We start from the raw sequence: 12,099 nt of genomic DNA, 5'->3' as shown, positions 1-12,099 counted from the left end.
CGCCCATCCCCCTCCCCCCAACGACAGCACTGGAGACAAAGCCATGAAGAACGTTCGACACTCCCTCGCGGCCCTGCGTGCCGTGCTCGCCATGGCCGGACTGGCCGCGGGCACCGGCCTGGCCCATGCCCAGATCTCGGACGACATGGTGCGCATCGGCATCATGGGCGACCTGAGCGGCCCGTACTCCGGCAACGGCGGACCCGGCTCCGTGCTCGCCGCCCGGATGGCCATCGAGGACTTCGGCGGCAAGGTCAACGGCAAGCCGGTCGAGCTGCTGACGATCGACGACCAGAACAAGCCCGACGTGGGCCTGAACGCCGCGCGCAAGTGGCTGGAGACAGACAAGGTGGACGTGATCGTCGGCGGCTCGGCCTCCTCGATCGCACTCGGCGTGCAGACCCTGATGCGCGAGAAGCAGAAGCCCTACCTGATCGCCGGCACCGTGTCCTCCGACCTCACCGGCAAGGCCTGCTCGCCGATGGCCTTCCAGTTCCTGGTCGACACCTACTCGCTGCCCAAGGCCGGCGTGCAGACCCTGATCGACAAGGGCGTGAAGACCTTCTTCTTCGTGACGGTGGACTACGCCTTCGGCGCGGCGCTGCAGACCGAGGCCACGCGCTTCATCGAGCAGGCGGGCGGCAAGGTGGTGGGTTCGGTCAAGCATCCGCTGGGCACCACCGACTTCTCCTCGTACCTGCTGCAGGCGCAGTCGAGCGGCGCCAAGGCGATCGTGATCCTGAACGCAGGGCTGGACCTGTCCAACTCGCTCAAGCAGGCGGCCGAGTTCCGCATCACCAAAGGCGGCCAGAGCGTGAGCGTGTTCGGCATGACGATCAACAGCGTCGCCGCGATGGGCCTGGAGACCGCGCAAGGCCTGAACATCACCGTGCCCTTCTACTGGGACCGTGACGAAGCCTCGCGCGCCTGGAGCAAGCGCTTCATGGACCGCAACAGCGGTGTGGTGCCGACCTACATCATGGCCGGTGTCTACAGCGCCGTGACGCACTACCTCAAGAGCACGCAGGCCGCCGGCACCGATGCCGGTCCGGCGGTGGTGGCGAAGATGAAGGCCACGCCGGTGAACGACTTCATGTCCAAGGACGTGAAGATCCGCGAAGACGGCCAGGTGATGCGCCCGGTCTATCCGGTCGAAGTGAAGACCCCCGCGCAGTCCAAGGGCAAGAACGATTTCTATACCGTCGGCGCCGCCATCCCCGGCGAGAAGATCTTCCGTCCGCTGTCCGAAGGCGGCTGCGACTTCGTCAAGAAGTAAGCCAGCAGGTCGGCCAGCACAACCAGGGCGGGTGCACATGAGCGTACGACACGAGATCATCGGCGACACGCGCGACCGGCTGGGCGAATGCCCGGTGTGGGATGCGCGCGACCAGTCGCTGGTCTGGATCGATTCCAAGGCGAGGCTGGTGCGGCGCGTGTCGAAGGGCCAGACCCGCGAATGGAGCACCCCGAGCGACGTGGGCTCGATCGCGCTGACGCGCAGCGGCCAGCGGCTGGTGCTGGCGCTCGAGGACGGCTTCCACCTGATGGACCTGTCCACGGGCGCCGTGCGGCGGCTGGCCGAGGTGCGGCACAAGGGCCCGGCCATGCGCATGAACGACGGCCGCACCGACCGGCAGGGCCGCTTCGTCGCGGGCTCGATGGTGCAGGGCCGGCACGACACCGATGGCGGCTATTACCGGCTGGAGACCGACGGCAGCGCGACACCGCTCTTCGACGGCATCGCGCTGGCCAACACCACCTGCTTCAGCCCCGACGGCCGCGAGCTCTACCACGCGGACAGCCTGAGCGGCAACGTCAGCGTGGTCGACTACGACACGGCGACCGGCGCGGTCGGGCCGCGCCGCACGCTCTTCAGCACGCTGCCACACGGCTCGGCGCCCGACGGTGCCACGGTGGATGCCGAAGGCAACCTGTGGATCGCGCTGGTGCAGTGCGGCAAGCTCGGCCGCTTCCAGCCCGACGGCACGCTGCTCACGCTGCTCGACGTGCCCACGCCCTACCCGACCTGCCCCTGCTTTGGCGGGCCGAACCTGGACGTGCTGTACCTCACCAGCATTCGCAACACGGGCAACCTGCTGCGCAGCGACCACCCGGATGCGGGCGCGCTGTTCGCCTTCCACGGGCTGGGCGTGCGCGGCCTGCCCGAGGTGCTCTTCAACGACGGGAGTCTCACATGACGGCAGACGCGCGCCACAGCGACCACATCCTTCGCACCGAAGGGCTCGGCAAGGAGTTCCTCGGTTTCCATGCGGTGAAAAACGTGTCGCTGAACATCCGGCGCCACAGCATCCATGCCCTGATCGGCCCCAACGGCGCGGGCAAGACCACCTGCTTCAACCTGCTGACCCGGTTCATCCCGGCCAGTGCCGGGCGCATCTACTACAACGGGCGCGACATCACGAAGAGCGACGCGGCCAGCGTCGCGATCGGTGGCATGGTGCGTTCGTTCCAGATCTCGGCGGTGTTCGGCCAGATGAGCGTGCTGGACAATGTGCGCGTGGCGTTGCAGCGCAAGGCCGGCGGCACCTTCGCCTTCTGGCGCAGCGCGCGGGTGCTGGAGCGCCACAGCGAGCGCGCACGCGAGCTGCTCGCCGCGGTCAACCTCGAGCCCTATGCGAACCACGCCGCCGCCGACCTGCCGTACGGCCGCAAGCGCGCGCTGGAACTGGCGACCACGCTGGCGCTGGAGCCCGAGCTCATCCTGCTCGACGAGCCGATCGCCGGCCTGGGCCACGAGGACATCGGACCGGTGACGCGCCTGATCGCGCAGGTTGCCAAGGAACGGACCGTGCTGATGGTGGAACACAACATGAAGGTGGTGGCCGAGTTGTGCGACCGCATCACCGTGCTGCAGGCTGGCGAGGTGCTGGCCGAAGGCAGTTATGACGAAGTCTCGAACGATGCGCGCGTGCGCGAAGCCTATGTGGGAGGTGCCCATGCCTGAGCAGAACATCCCCTGCCTGGAGGTGCGCGGCCTCACCGGCTTCTACGGCGAGACGCAGGCGCTGCATGGCATCGACTTTGTGGTGCAGCCCGGCGAGGTGGTGTGCCTGCTCGGCCGCAACGGTGCCGGCAAGACCACCACGATGCGCGCGGTGATGGGCCTGCTCACCAAGCGGCGGGGCCACATTGCGATCAACGGCCGTCCCACCCAGGGCATGGTGCCCGAGGACATTGCGCGCCTGGGCGTCGCCTACTGTCCCGAGGAGCGCGGCATCTTCGCCAGCCTGGACGTGGAAGAGAACCTGCTGCTGCCGCCGGTGCTGATGCCCGGCGGCATGACGATCGACGAGATCTACACGCTCTTCCCCAACCTCAAGCTGCGGCGCAAAAGCCCCGGCACGCGGCTCTCGGGCGGCGAACAGCAGATGCTGGCGATCGCCCGCATCCTGCGCACCGGCGCCACGCTGCTGCTGCTGGACGAACCCACCGAAGGCCTCGCGCCGGTGATCATCGAGAAGATCGGCGAGGCCATCGGCATCCTGCGCCAGCGCGGCTTCACGATCCTCATGGTGGAGCAGAACTTCCGCTTTGCCTCGGGCGTCGGCGACCGCTTCTACGTGATCGAAGAGGGCCGGGTCGCCGAGCACTTCGATCGGCAGGCGCTCGTCAGCGACCACGCGCGGATCGAGGCGCTGCTCGGCGTCTGACGCGCATCCACACAAGAACAACACGGAGACACCTTATGCCTGACACCTTGTTTGGATTCCCACTGGCCGCCATCGCGGGCCAGGTGCTGGTCGGCATGATCAACGGCTCGCTCTATTCGTTGATGAGCCTGGGCCTGGCGATCATCTTCGGCCTGTTGCGCGTGGTGAACTTCGCGCATGGCGCGCAGTACATGCTCGGCGCCTTCGTGGCCTGGGGCATGCTGGAGTACCTGGGCCTGAACTACTGGTGGGCCCTGGTGCTGGCGCCGCTGGTGGTCGGCCTGAGCGGCATCGCGCTGGAGCGCACCCTGCTGCGCCGGCTGTACCACATCGACCATGTCTACGCGCTGCTGCTGACCTTCGGCTTCGCGCTGATCCTCGAAGGCGTGTTCCGCTACAAGTTCGGCGCCACCGGCCAGCCCTATCCCAACCCGATCTCGGGCGGGCTGGACACGTCGATGGCCTTCTTCCCGTGGTACCGGCTGTGGGTGATCGTCGCGTCCATGGGCATGTGCATCGGGACCTGGTTCGTCATCGAACGGACCAAGCTCGGCTCCTACCTGCGCGCCGCCACCGAGAACCCGAACCTGGTGCGCACATTCGGCGTGCGCGTGCCGCGCATGCTGATGCTCACCTACGGCCTGGGCGTGGCGCTGGCGGGCTTCAGTGGCGTGATGGCCGCGCCCATCTACCAGGTCAATCCGCTCATGGGCTCGCAGCTGATCATCGTGGTCTTCGCGGTGGTCGTGATCGGCGGCATGGGCTCGATCATCGGCGCCATCGTGGCCGGCTTCGGGCTGGGCGTGATCGAAGGCATCACCAAGCTGGTGTACCCGGACGGCGCCGGCATGGTGGTGTTCGTGGTGATGCTGATCGTGCTGGCCGTGCGCCCGCAAGGCCTCTTCGGCAGCCTGCGCTGACACCGGTCCAAGGAGACAACAAGATGACCGTGACCCCTTCGTTCTTCGAGCGCCACCGCGCGGCCCTGCTGGTCGCCGGCGCGCTGGTGCTGCTGCTGGCGCCCGCCGTGGCGTATCCGATCTTCCTGATGAAGCTGATGTGCTTCGCGCTGCTCGCGGCCTCGCTGAACCTGATGGTCGGCTACGTCGGGCTGCTGTCCTTCGGGCATGCGATGTTCTTCGGCTCGGCCGGCTACGCGACGGCGCATGCGGTCAAGGTCTGGGGCTTCGACCCCGCACTGGGCGTGCTCTTTGGCGCGGCGGTGGCGGCGGCGATCGGCGCCACCACCGGCGTGCTGGCGATCCGCCGCGCGGGCATCGCCTTCTCCATGATCACGCTGGCCTGCGCGCAGCTGGTTTACTTCATCGCCCTGCGCTCGCCCTTCACCGGCGGCGAGGACGGCATCCAGAACGTCCCGCGCGGCAAGCTGTTCGGCCTGCTGAGCCTGCAGGACAACCTCACGCTTTACTACGTGGTCGCGGTGACGGTGGTGGCGGCCTTCTGGCTCATCTGGCGTGTGGTGCATTCGCCCTTCGGCCAGGTGCTGACCGCGATCCGCGACAACGAGCCGCGCGCCATCTCGCTGGGCTATCGGGTCAACCGCTACAAGCTGCTGGCCTTCACGCTCTCGGCCGCGTTGGCGGGCCTCGCCGGCGGCATGAAGAGCATCGTGTTCCAGATCGCCACGCTCACCGACGTGAGCTGGGTCACCTCGGGCGAAGCCTTGCTGATGGGCATCGTCGGCGGCCTGCAGACCATGCTCGGCCCGCTGGTGGGCGCCATCGTGGTCGTGACCATGGCCAACCAGCTGTCCGCGTTCGCCGAGGCGGTGCTGATCGTGCAGGGAGCGGTGTTCGTGGTGGTGGTCATGCTGTTCCGCCGCGGCATCGTCGGCGAGATCAATGCCTTCCTGGCCCGCCGCGCGAGCCACGGCCCATCTCTTTCCGCCAAGGCTTCCGAGGACACGCCATGACCCTGCACCCCACCACATCCGACGTCCTCCTCCTGCAAGGCCGGCTCGCCCTTGTGACGGGCGCCGCCGCCGGCATCGGCCGCGCCATCGCGCTGCGCTATGCACGCGCCGGCGCCCGCGTGGTGCTGGTCGACCTGCGCGCCGAAGATTGCGAAGGCGCCGTGCGCGAGATCACCGACGCGGGCGGCAGCGCCTGGGCCTTCGCGCTGGACATCACCGACGTGCCGGCCTGCGCCGCCCTGGCCGAACGCATCGGGCGCGAGATCGGCGCGCTGGACGTGCTGGTCAACAACGCCGGCATCCTGCTGCGCGAAGGCATCGACACGCCCGACGTGCACCGCAAGATCCGCCGCGTGTTCGATGTCAACGTGCTGGGCGGCTTCAACGTGCTGCATGCCTTCCTGCCGGCGTTGCGCCAGACGCGTGGCTGCGTCATCAACATCGCCTCGGGCGCGGCCTTCATCGCGCAGGCCGGCTGCGTCGGGTATTCGGGGTCCAAGGGAGCGGTGAAGATGCTGACGCAATCGATGGCGGTCGACCTCGCGCCCGATGGCATCCGCGTGAACGCCATCGCACCCGGCGTGATCGAGACGCCCATGACCGATGCCACCCGCGCCGACCCGCAGCGGCTGCAGGGCTTCCTGCGCCGCACGCCGCTGGGCCGTGTCGGCCAGCCCGAGGAGATCGCCGAGCCGGCGCTGTTCCTGGCCTCGTCCATGGCCAGCTACATCACCGGCGTCACCCTGCCGGTGGACGGCGGCGTGCTGGCCGGATGACGCAAGGACCGATGGACATGACGACCCCCGAACCCCATGGCATGCGGATCATCCTGACCGGCGCGGCGCGCGGCATCGGGCGGGCGATGGCCGAGCGGCTGGCGCGCGATTCGCGGCAGCGCCATGGCCTGCCGGCACGCATGGTGCTGGCCGACCTGCACCGCGATGAACTCGAATCGCTGGCCGCGCGGCTGCGCGAGGACGGCGCCGAGGTGCAGGCCATCGGCGCCGACATGGCCGATCCGGCGACACCGGCGCGGCTCGTGGAAGCCGCGGCGGCATTCGGCGGCCTGGACGCCGTCGTCAGCAACGCCGGCGCCGCGATTCCCGCGTCCCTGCTCGAGGCGCGCCTGGAAGACTGGGACCAGGTTTTTGCGCTGCACGTGCGCGCCGCCTGGCTGTTGGGTCGCGCGGCGCACCCCCTGCTCAAGGCCGCGCAGGGCAGCATGGTGGTGACCACGTCGATCTCGGGCAGCCAACCCACCGCGCCACTCGCCGCCTACAGCCCGAGCAAGGCCGCGGCGCTGATGCTGGTGCGGCAGATGGCGCTCGAATGGGGGCCGGACGGCATCCGCGTCAATGCGCTGTCGCCCGGCATCACCGAAACCCCGGGCACCGCGCCGGTCTATGCGGATGCACCGTCGCGCGCGCAGCGCGAGGCCCGCGTGCCGCTGCGCCGCATCGCCCAGGCCGAGGACATGGCGAACGCGCTGTCCTTCCTGGTGGGCCCCGACGCCGGCTATGTCAGCGGCACCGATCTGCTGGTCGACGGCGCGCTCTCCAGCGTGCTGATGGGCAGCTTGAACATGGCCGGCTGGAAAGCCGGCTGACACCGGCCGCGGGCTGTACGAACCACCCTGTGGCCGAACACTTTTGTTGATCTGAACTTCCGTGGAGATGCGCATGAACGCCGAGACATCCAAGAACTCCAGCACCGCCCAGGGCCAGGCCGCGCCGGGCGCTCGACGCGTCGACGTCCTCGTGGTCGGCGGCGGCTTCGGCGGCATGTACGCCGTCTACCGCTTCCGCGAGATGGGTCTGAGCCTGCAGGCCTTCGAGGCCGGCGGCGACGTGGGCGGCGTCTGGTACTGGAACCGCTACCCGGGCGCCCGGGTCGACCTGCCCAGCATCGACTACAGCTATTCCTTCTCGCCCGAGATCGAGCAGGAATGGACCTGGTCCGAGCAGTTCGCGGCCCAGCCCGAACTGCTGCGCTACATCGACTTCGTCGCGAAGAAACTCAGCCTGCGCCCGCACTTCCAGTTCAACACCCGCGTCAACCAGGCCACCTGGGATGAGGCGCGCGCGCTGTGGGTGCTCAGGACCGACCGCGGCGAGACCTGGGAGGCGCCGTATTGCGTGATGGCGACCGGCCCGCTGTCGGTTCCGAAGGAGCCGGACATCCCCGGCATCAAGCGCTTCAAGGGCCGCCTGCTGCATGCCGCCCGGTGGCCGCACGAACCCGTGAGCTACGAGGGTCAGCGCGTGGGCGTCATCGGCACCGGCTCGACCGGTATCCAGATCGTGCAGGAGGTCGGGCCGCAGGCTGGCGAACTCTTCGTCTTCCAGCGCACGCCCAGCTTCACCATGCCGATGCGCAACGTCGACCTCGATGCGGAGTACGTGGACGAGGTCAAGCGCCACTACGCGGGCATCCGCGAAGCCGCGCGCAACAGCGCGGTGGGCGGCACGCGGCCGCAATCGACCCGGGCCTTCTTCAGCGTGACCCGCGCCCAGCGCCAGGCCTTGCTCGAAGACGCCTGGAAGCAAGGCGGCCTGGCGATGCTTGGCACCTTCTCGGACCTGATGCTCAACGAGGAGGCCAACGAGCAGGTGGCCGAATTCGTGCGCAACCGAATCCCCGAGATCGTGCAGGACCCGGTGACCGCCGAGCGGCTCAAGCCCAAGGGCTATCCGATCTTCGCGCGCCGGCCCTGCCTGGATTCCAGCTACTACGAAACCTACAACCTGCCGAGCGTGCATCTGGTGGATTGCCTCACCGACCCGATCGTCGAAGTCACCGAGAAGGGTGTGCGCACCGAGTCCGGCGAGGTCGAGCTCGACATGCTGATCCTGGCCACCGGCTACGACGGCCTCACGGGCGCGCTGATGGCCTTCGAGGTGGTCGGTCGCGGCGGCCGCAAGGTCAACGACAAATGGAAGGACGGCGCGCGGTCGTACCTGGGTCTGATGATGGAAGGTTTCCCGAACCTCTTCATGACCACCGGCCCCAACGGTCCGGCGGCGCTGGCCAACATCATCCGCATCAGCGAGCACGACGTGGACTGGATCGCCGGCGCCATCACCCACATGCACAAGAACGGCCTCACCACCATCGAGCCGACCCCCAAGGCCGAGGCGGACTGGATGGACGTCGTGCGCAACCTGGCCAAGCGCTCGCTGATCAACAAGGCCAAGACCTGGTGGGTGGGCGCGAACGTGAAGGACAAGCCGCAAGGGCTCACGCTTTTCACCGGGGGCTTCTATGCCTACCGCCAGTACACGACGGCGGCCGTGCAGGACGGGTACGCCAGCTTCAGCTTCGGACCCGCCAAGGCCGAGGTGCAACGCGAGCCGAGGTTCGCGGCGGCGGATCCGGTGGCAGGGGTCTAGGGCGGCTGCTCCGCCCGTCGCGCCATGAGCACGGGGAGGCGCGCATGGGCGAATTTGAACTGCCTACCACACAACTTGTACCTAAAAGGCTATAATGCGCGGTCGCCTTGAGCGACCAGCCGTTCGTCCCGCCTTACCGCAACGACGAACGCAAGTGCCCCCGGCAGAGGGGCTTGCTGGTCCAGCCCCTGCAAGGCGCCGCACCACACCGCCCTCTCACGGCACCGTGGTCCTCTTCTTTCCCTGCTGTTTGTTGCCGATGCCTCTGCTGTGGCTCGTGCACCGGTCCTGACCCGATGCTTTGACGCACCGGGCCGATGCCGGATGAAGTGGCAGGACACCCCGGCGCTGGGGCTGCCACTGGTTATTTGTTTTCGGGCTTTACCGACGCTGCGGCGATGTCCGCGCGCCCTGGCCCACCGATTTTTTTGATGATTCATACGATAAACACAACGCACACGAGACTCACGCCCATCACCCTGGGCAAGTACCGCATCGCCGCCTTCCCGCGCTCCTTGCCGGGCGGCCTGTTCGCCGCGCAGGTGTCCATTGCGAGCGGCCACGGCAGCGCCTCCACCGACCGCGTGATGCGGTTCGACAGCGCCTTCTCCACACACGATGCGGCGGCCGAATACGCCATCGCACAGGGCATCGACTGGGTGCAGGACACCAACCGCCAGTCCGCCCGCCCGAACTGACCGATACACTTCAAGCAAAGGAACACAACCATGGCCAAGGAAGAACTGATCGACATGATGGGCATCGTCAACGAGGTGTTGCCCGACACCCGTTTTCGAGTGACGCTGGACAACGGACACCAGCTGATCGCCTATTCGGCGGGCAAGATGAAGAAGAACCACATCCGCATCCTCGCGGGCGACCGCGTGTCGCTGGAACTCTCGCCCTACGACCTGACCAAGGGCCGCATCAATTTCCGCCACATCGAGGGCCGCGGCCCGGCGGCACCGCGCAAGCCGCGCTGATCCCTCAGTAGAACAAGACCTCGAGGTCGGCGCTGCTGCGCCGACCCACGTCGGCGTGGTGGGCCGTCAACCACGCACGGCCGTGTTCACGGCCGGCGGCAAACAGCTCCTCGAAAAAGCGCATGTTCGCCGCGACCTTGCTCTCGGTGCTCAGCCCGCGCATGAATTCGCTGGCTTCGATCACATGAAAGTGCGTGCCGGCCAGGCGCCGGTCGAGTTCGCCGCGCCGCCACCACGCGCTGTGCCGCGCACGCGCGCGCAGGTGGGCAAACATGCGCATCTCGCGCAGGAACGTGGCGTTGAACGCCAGCTCCATCATGCGGCTCTTGATCTCCGCGGCCGTCTGCGGCGTGGCGCTGTGCTGCAGCGGCGCCAGCATCACCAGCACGATGTCGCGCGCGCGGCACTCGTGGAACAGCGGGAACACCGCTGGATTGGCCGCATAACCCCCATCCCAGTACGGCTCGCCATCGATCACCACGCTGCGGTGCAGCGTCGGCAGACAGGCCGAGGCCAGCACCGCGTCGGGCGTGAGTTCGGGCGCGCGGAACAGGCGCAGCTTGCCGGTGTTCACGTGCGTGGCGGCCACGAACAGCTTGACCGGGCTGTGCGCGCGCAGGCGTTCGAAATCGACCTGGCCTGAGAGGATCTTGCGCAGGGGGTTGAGGTCGAACGGGTTGAGCTGTTCGGGCGAGAAGTGCTGCGTCCACTGCAGCATCAGCTGCACCGCCGGCGCGGCGATCTCGAACGGCATGCTCGCCGCCACCGCGCTCCAGAAACCCCGCAGCGCGGCGCGCGCGCCGTCCGGCCCGCCCGCCATCAGGCCTTGCGCCAGCATCACCGCGTTCATCGCGCCCGCGCTGGTGCCGCTCACGCCCTCGAAGCGCAGGCGACCATCTTCCAGCAAGGCATCGAGCACGCCCCAGGTGAACGCGCCGTGCGCGCCGCCGCCCTGCAGGGCGAGGTTGACGGTGGGGGGTCCGCGCCACGTCAAGGCCATGGTGCTTCAGGCCTTCGCGCGCCGGGCGCGCACGGCCGCCGCGAGGTCCTGCAGCACCGGCACGGTCTGCTCGAACGAGATGCAGGCGTCGGTCACGCTCACGCCGGTTTGCAGCGGCTGGCCGGGCACGATGTCCTGCCGGCCTTCGTGCAGGTGGCTCTCGATCATGATGCCGACGATGCGTGTATCGCCCGCGGCCACTTGCGCGGCCACATCCGCCGCCACCTCGATCTGCTTGCGGTGCTGCTTGCTGCTGTTGGCGTGCGACACGTCGACCATGACCTGTTCGCGCAAACCGGCTTTCTGCAGCAAGGCGCAGGCCGCGCCCACGTCGGCCGCGCTGTAGTTGGGCAACGCGCCGCCCCGCAGGATCACGTGGCAGTCGTCGTTCCCGCGCGTCTCGAAGATCGCGGCCTGCCCCATCTTGGTCATGCCCATGAAGGCATGGGAGGCGCGCGCGGCCTGGATCGCGTCGGACGCGACCTTCACACCGCCGTCGGTGCCGTTCTTGAAACCCACCGGGCAGCTCAAGCCGCTGGCGAGTTGGCGGTGGCTCTGGCTCTCGGTGGTGCGCGCGCCGATCGCGCCCCAGCTCACCAGGTCGCTGATGAACTGGGGGCTGAGCAGGTCCAGGAATTCGGTGCCCACCGGCAGGCCGAGCGCGAGCACGTCGAGCAGCAGCGCGCGCGCCATCTCCAGCCCTTCGTTGATCGCGAAGCTGCCATCGAGGTGCGGGTCGTTGATGTAGCCCTTCCAGCCCACGGTGGTGCGCGGCTTCTCGAAGTAGACGCGCATCACGATCAGGAGATCCTCTTGCAGCGCATCGGCCTGCGCCTTGAGCAGCCGCGCGTAGTCGAGCGCCTGCTGGTGGTCGTGGATGGAACACGGCCCGACCACGATCACCAGGCGGTCGTCCTGCCCGTGCAGCACGCGCGAGATGGCGGCGCGGCTGCTCTCCACCAGGGTCTGCGCGCTGTCGGGCGTGGGCTGCCATTCCTGCAGCAGTGCGGGCGTGATGAGCGGGCGCACCGCGCCAATGCGCAGGTCATCGATGCGGGTGGTGTCGTGGGTGGACAGGGCGGTGTGTGGGGTGTGGGTTTTCATACAGATCGAAAAAGTCATG

At 68.1% G+C, this 12,099-nt stretch carries 13 protein-coding genes; 11 read left to right on the top strand and 2 right to left on the bottom strand.

Going from position 1 to position 12,099, the window contains the following annotated elements:
* Positions 1 to 43: 43 nt before the first annotated feature.
* From FFS09_RS07125 to infA, 11 genes are all read left to right on the top strand, one after another.
* Positions 44 to 1,276, top strand: a complete 1,233-nt coding sequence (locus FFS09_RS07125) for an ABC transporter substrate-binding protein (protein WP_252374270.1) — start codon at positions 44 to 46, stop codon at positions 1,274 to 1,276.
* A 37-nt stretch (positions 1,277 to 1,313) separates the two neighbouring features.
* Positions 1,314 to 2,198 carry an SMP-30/gluconolactonase/LRE family protein gene (locus FFS09_RS07120; protein WP_137918168.1) on the top strand — a complete coding sequence of 295 codons (885 nt, stop codon included), beginning with the start codon at positions 1,314 to 1,316 and terminating at the stop codon, positions 2,196 to 2,198.
* Positions 2,195 to 2,965: an ABC transporter ATP-binding protein gene (locus FFS09_RS07115; protein WP_137918167.1), complete on the top strand. Its 771-nt coding sequence runs from the start codon at positions 2,195 to 2,197 to the stop codon at positions 2,963 to 2,965. The genes FFS09_RS07120 and FFS09_RS07115 overlap by 4 nt, the downstream gene beginning before the upstream one ends.
* On the top strand, positions 2,958 to 3,671 hold the full coding sequence (locus FFS09_RS07110; RefSeq protein WP_137918166.1) for an ABC transporter ATP-binding protein: 714 nt from the start codon (positions 2,958 to 2,960) through the stop codon (positions 3,669 to 3,671). The genes FFS09_RS07115 and FFS09_RS07110 overlap by 8 nt, the downstream gene beginning before the upstream one ends.
* Before the next feature lie 35 nt (positions 3,672 to 3,706).
* Complete coding sequence (locus FFS09_RS07105; RefSeq protein ID WP_137918165.1) at positions 3,707 to 4,591, top strand: branched-chain amino acid ABC transporter permease; 885 nt, start codon at positions 3,707 to 3,709, stop codon at positions 4,589 to 4,591.
* Positions 4,592 to 4,614: 23 nt separating this feature from the next.
* Positions 4,615 to 5,604 (top strand): branched-chain amino acid ABC transporter permease, encoded by a 990-nt coding sequence (locus tag FFS09_RS07100; protein ID WP_137918164.1) that lies wholly within the window; start codon positions 4,615 to 4,617, stop codon positions 5,602 to 5,604.
* Positions 5,601 to 6,380 carry an SDR family NAD(P)-dependent oxidoreductase gene (locus FFS09_RS07095; RefSeq protein WP_137918163.1) on the top strand — a complete coding sequence of 260 codons (780 nt, stop codon included), beginning with the start codon at positions 5,601 to 5,603 and terminating at the stop codon, positions 6,378 to 6,380. The genes FFS09_RS07100 and FFS09_RS07095 overlap by 4 nt, the downstream gene beginning before the upstream one ends.
* A 17-nt stretch (positions 6,381 to 6,397) precedes the next feature.
* The gene (locus FFS09_RS07090) at positions 6,398 to 7,210 is read left to right on the top strand and encodes an SDR family NAD(P)-dependent oxidoreductase (protein ID WP_212745065.1); all 813 of its coding nucleotides are present in this window, start codon (positions 6,398 to 6,400) and stop codon (positions 7,208 to 7,210) included.
* A 73-nt stretch (positions 7,211 to 7,283) separates the two neighbouring features.
* A complete protein-coding gene (locus tag FFS09_RS07085; RefSeq protein ID WP_137918162.1) occupies positions 7,284 to 8,993 on the top strand; it encodes a flavin-containing monooxygenase in 1,710 nt (569 codons plus the stop codon).
* Positions 8,994 to 9,424: 431 nt separating this feature from the next.
* Complete coding sequence (locus FFS09_RS07080; protein ID WP_252374269.1) at positions 9,425 to 9,691, top strand: hypothetical protein; 267 nt, start codon at positions 9,425 to 9,427, stop codon at positions 9,689 to 9,691.
* A gap of 30 nt (positions 9,692 to 9,721) precedes the next feature.
* On the top strand, positions 9,722 to 9,976 hold the full coding sequence (gene infA, locus FFS09_RS07075; RefSeq protein WP_137918161.1) for a translation initiation factor IF-1: 255 nt from the start codon (positions 9,722 to 9,724) through the stop codon (positions 9,974 to 9,976).
* A gap of 4 nt (positions 9,977 to 9,980) precedes the next feature.
* On the opposite strand, the gene FFS09_RS07070 is transcribed toward infA, so the two are convergent.
* Together FFS09_RS07070 and FFS09_RS07065 are read right to left on the bottom strand one after the other, a co-directional pair.
* Positions 9,981 to 10,976 carry a patatin-like phospholipase family protein gene (locus FFS09_RS07070; RefSeq protein ID WP_137918160.1) on the bottom strand — a complete coding sequence of 332 codons (996 nt, stop codon included), beginning with the start codon at positions 10,974 to 10,976 and terminating at the stop codon, positions 9,981 to 9,983.
* A 6-nt stretch (positions 10,977 to 10,982) separates the two neighbouring features.
* Positions 10,983 to 12,080, bottom strand: a complete 1,098-nt coding sequence (locus FFS09_RS07065; protein WP_137918159.1) for a 3-deoxy-7-phosphoheptulonate synthase — start codon at positions 12,078 to 12,080, stop codon at positions 10,983 to 10,985.
* Between the last annotated feature and the right edge of the window lie 19 nt (positions 12,081 to 12,099).

Source organism: Hydrogenophaga sp. 2FB (genome assembly GCF_005503365.1).
Lineage (GTDB): Bacteria > Pseudomonadota > Gammaproteobacteria > Burkholderiales > Burkholderiaceae_C > Hydrogenophaga.
The sequence above is the reverse complement of the archived record's forward strand: the minus strand, read 5'-3'. Positions and strand labels throughout refer to the sequence as shown.

What these genes read in the sequence shown, in the direction of transcription:
- FFS09_RS07125 (WP_252374270.1), top strand. Translation starts at nt 44, where the DNA reads ATGAAGAACGTTCGACACTCCCTCGCGGCCCTGCGTGCCGTGCTCGCC.
- FFS09_RS07120 (WP_137918168.1), top strand. Translation starts at nt 1,314, where the DNA reads ATGAGCGTACGACACGAGATCATCGGCGACACGCGCGACCGGCTGGGC.
- FFS09_RS07115 (WP_137918167.1), top strand. Translation starts at nt 2,195, where the DNA reads ATGACGGCAGACGCGCGCCACAGCGACCACATCCTTCGCACCGAAGGG.
- FFS09_RS07110 (WP_137918166.1), top strand. Translation starts at nt 2,958, where the DNA reads ATGCCTGAGCAGAACATCCCCTGCCTGGAGGTGCGCGGCCTCACCGGC.
- FFS09_RS07105 (WP_137918165.1), top strand. Translation starts at nt 3,707, where the DNA reads ATGCCTGACACCTTGTTTGGATTCCCACTGGCCGCCATCGCGGGCCAG.
- FFS09_RS07100 (WP_137918164.1), top strand. Translation starts at nt 4,615, where the DNA reads ATGACCGTGACCCCTTCGTTCTTCGAGCGCCACCGCGCGGCCCTGCTG.
- FFS09_RS07095 (WP_137918163.1), top strand. Translation starts at nt 5,601, where the DNA reads ATGACCCTGCACCCCACCACATCCGACGTCCTCCTCCTGCAAGGCCGG.
- FFS09_RS07090 (WP_212745065.1), top strand. Translation starts at nt 6,398, where the DNA reads ATGACGACCCCCGAACCCCATGGCATGCGGATCATCCTGACCGGCGCG.
- FFS09_RS07085 (WP_137918162.1), top strand. Translation starts at nt 7,284, where the DNA reads ATGAACGCCGAGACATCCAAGAACTCCAGCACCGCCCAGGGCCAGGCC.
- FFS09_RS07080 (WP_252374269.1), top strand. Translation starts at nt 9,425, where the DNA reads ATGATTCATACGATAAACACAACGCACACGAGACTCACGCCCATCACC.
- infA (WP_137918161.1), top strand. Translation starts at nt 9,722, where the DNA reads ATGGCCAAGGAAGAACTGATCGACATGATGGGCATCGTCAACGAGGTG.
- FFS09_RS07070 (WP_137918160.1), bottom strand. Translation starts at nt 10,976, where the DNA reads ATGGCCTTGACGTGGCGCGGACCCCCCACCGTCAACCTCGCCCTGCAG.
- FFS09_RS07065 (WP_137918159.1), bottom strand. Translation starts at nt 12,080, where the DNA reads ATGAAAACCCACACCCCACACACCGCCCTGTCCACCCACGACACCACC.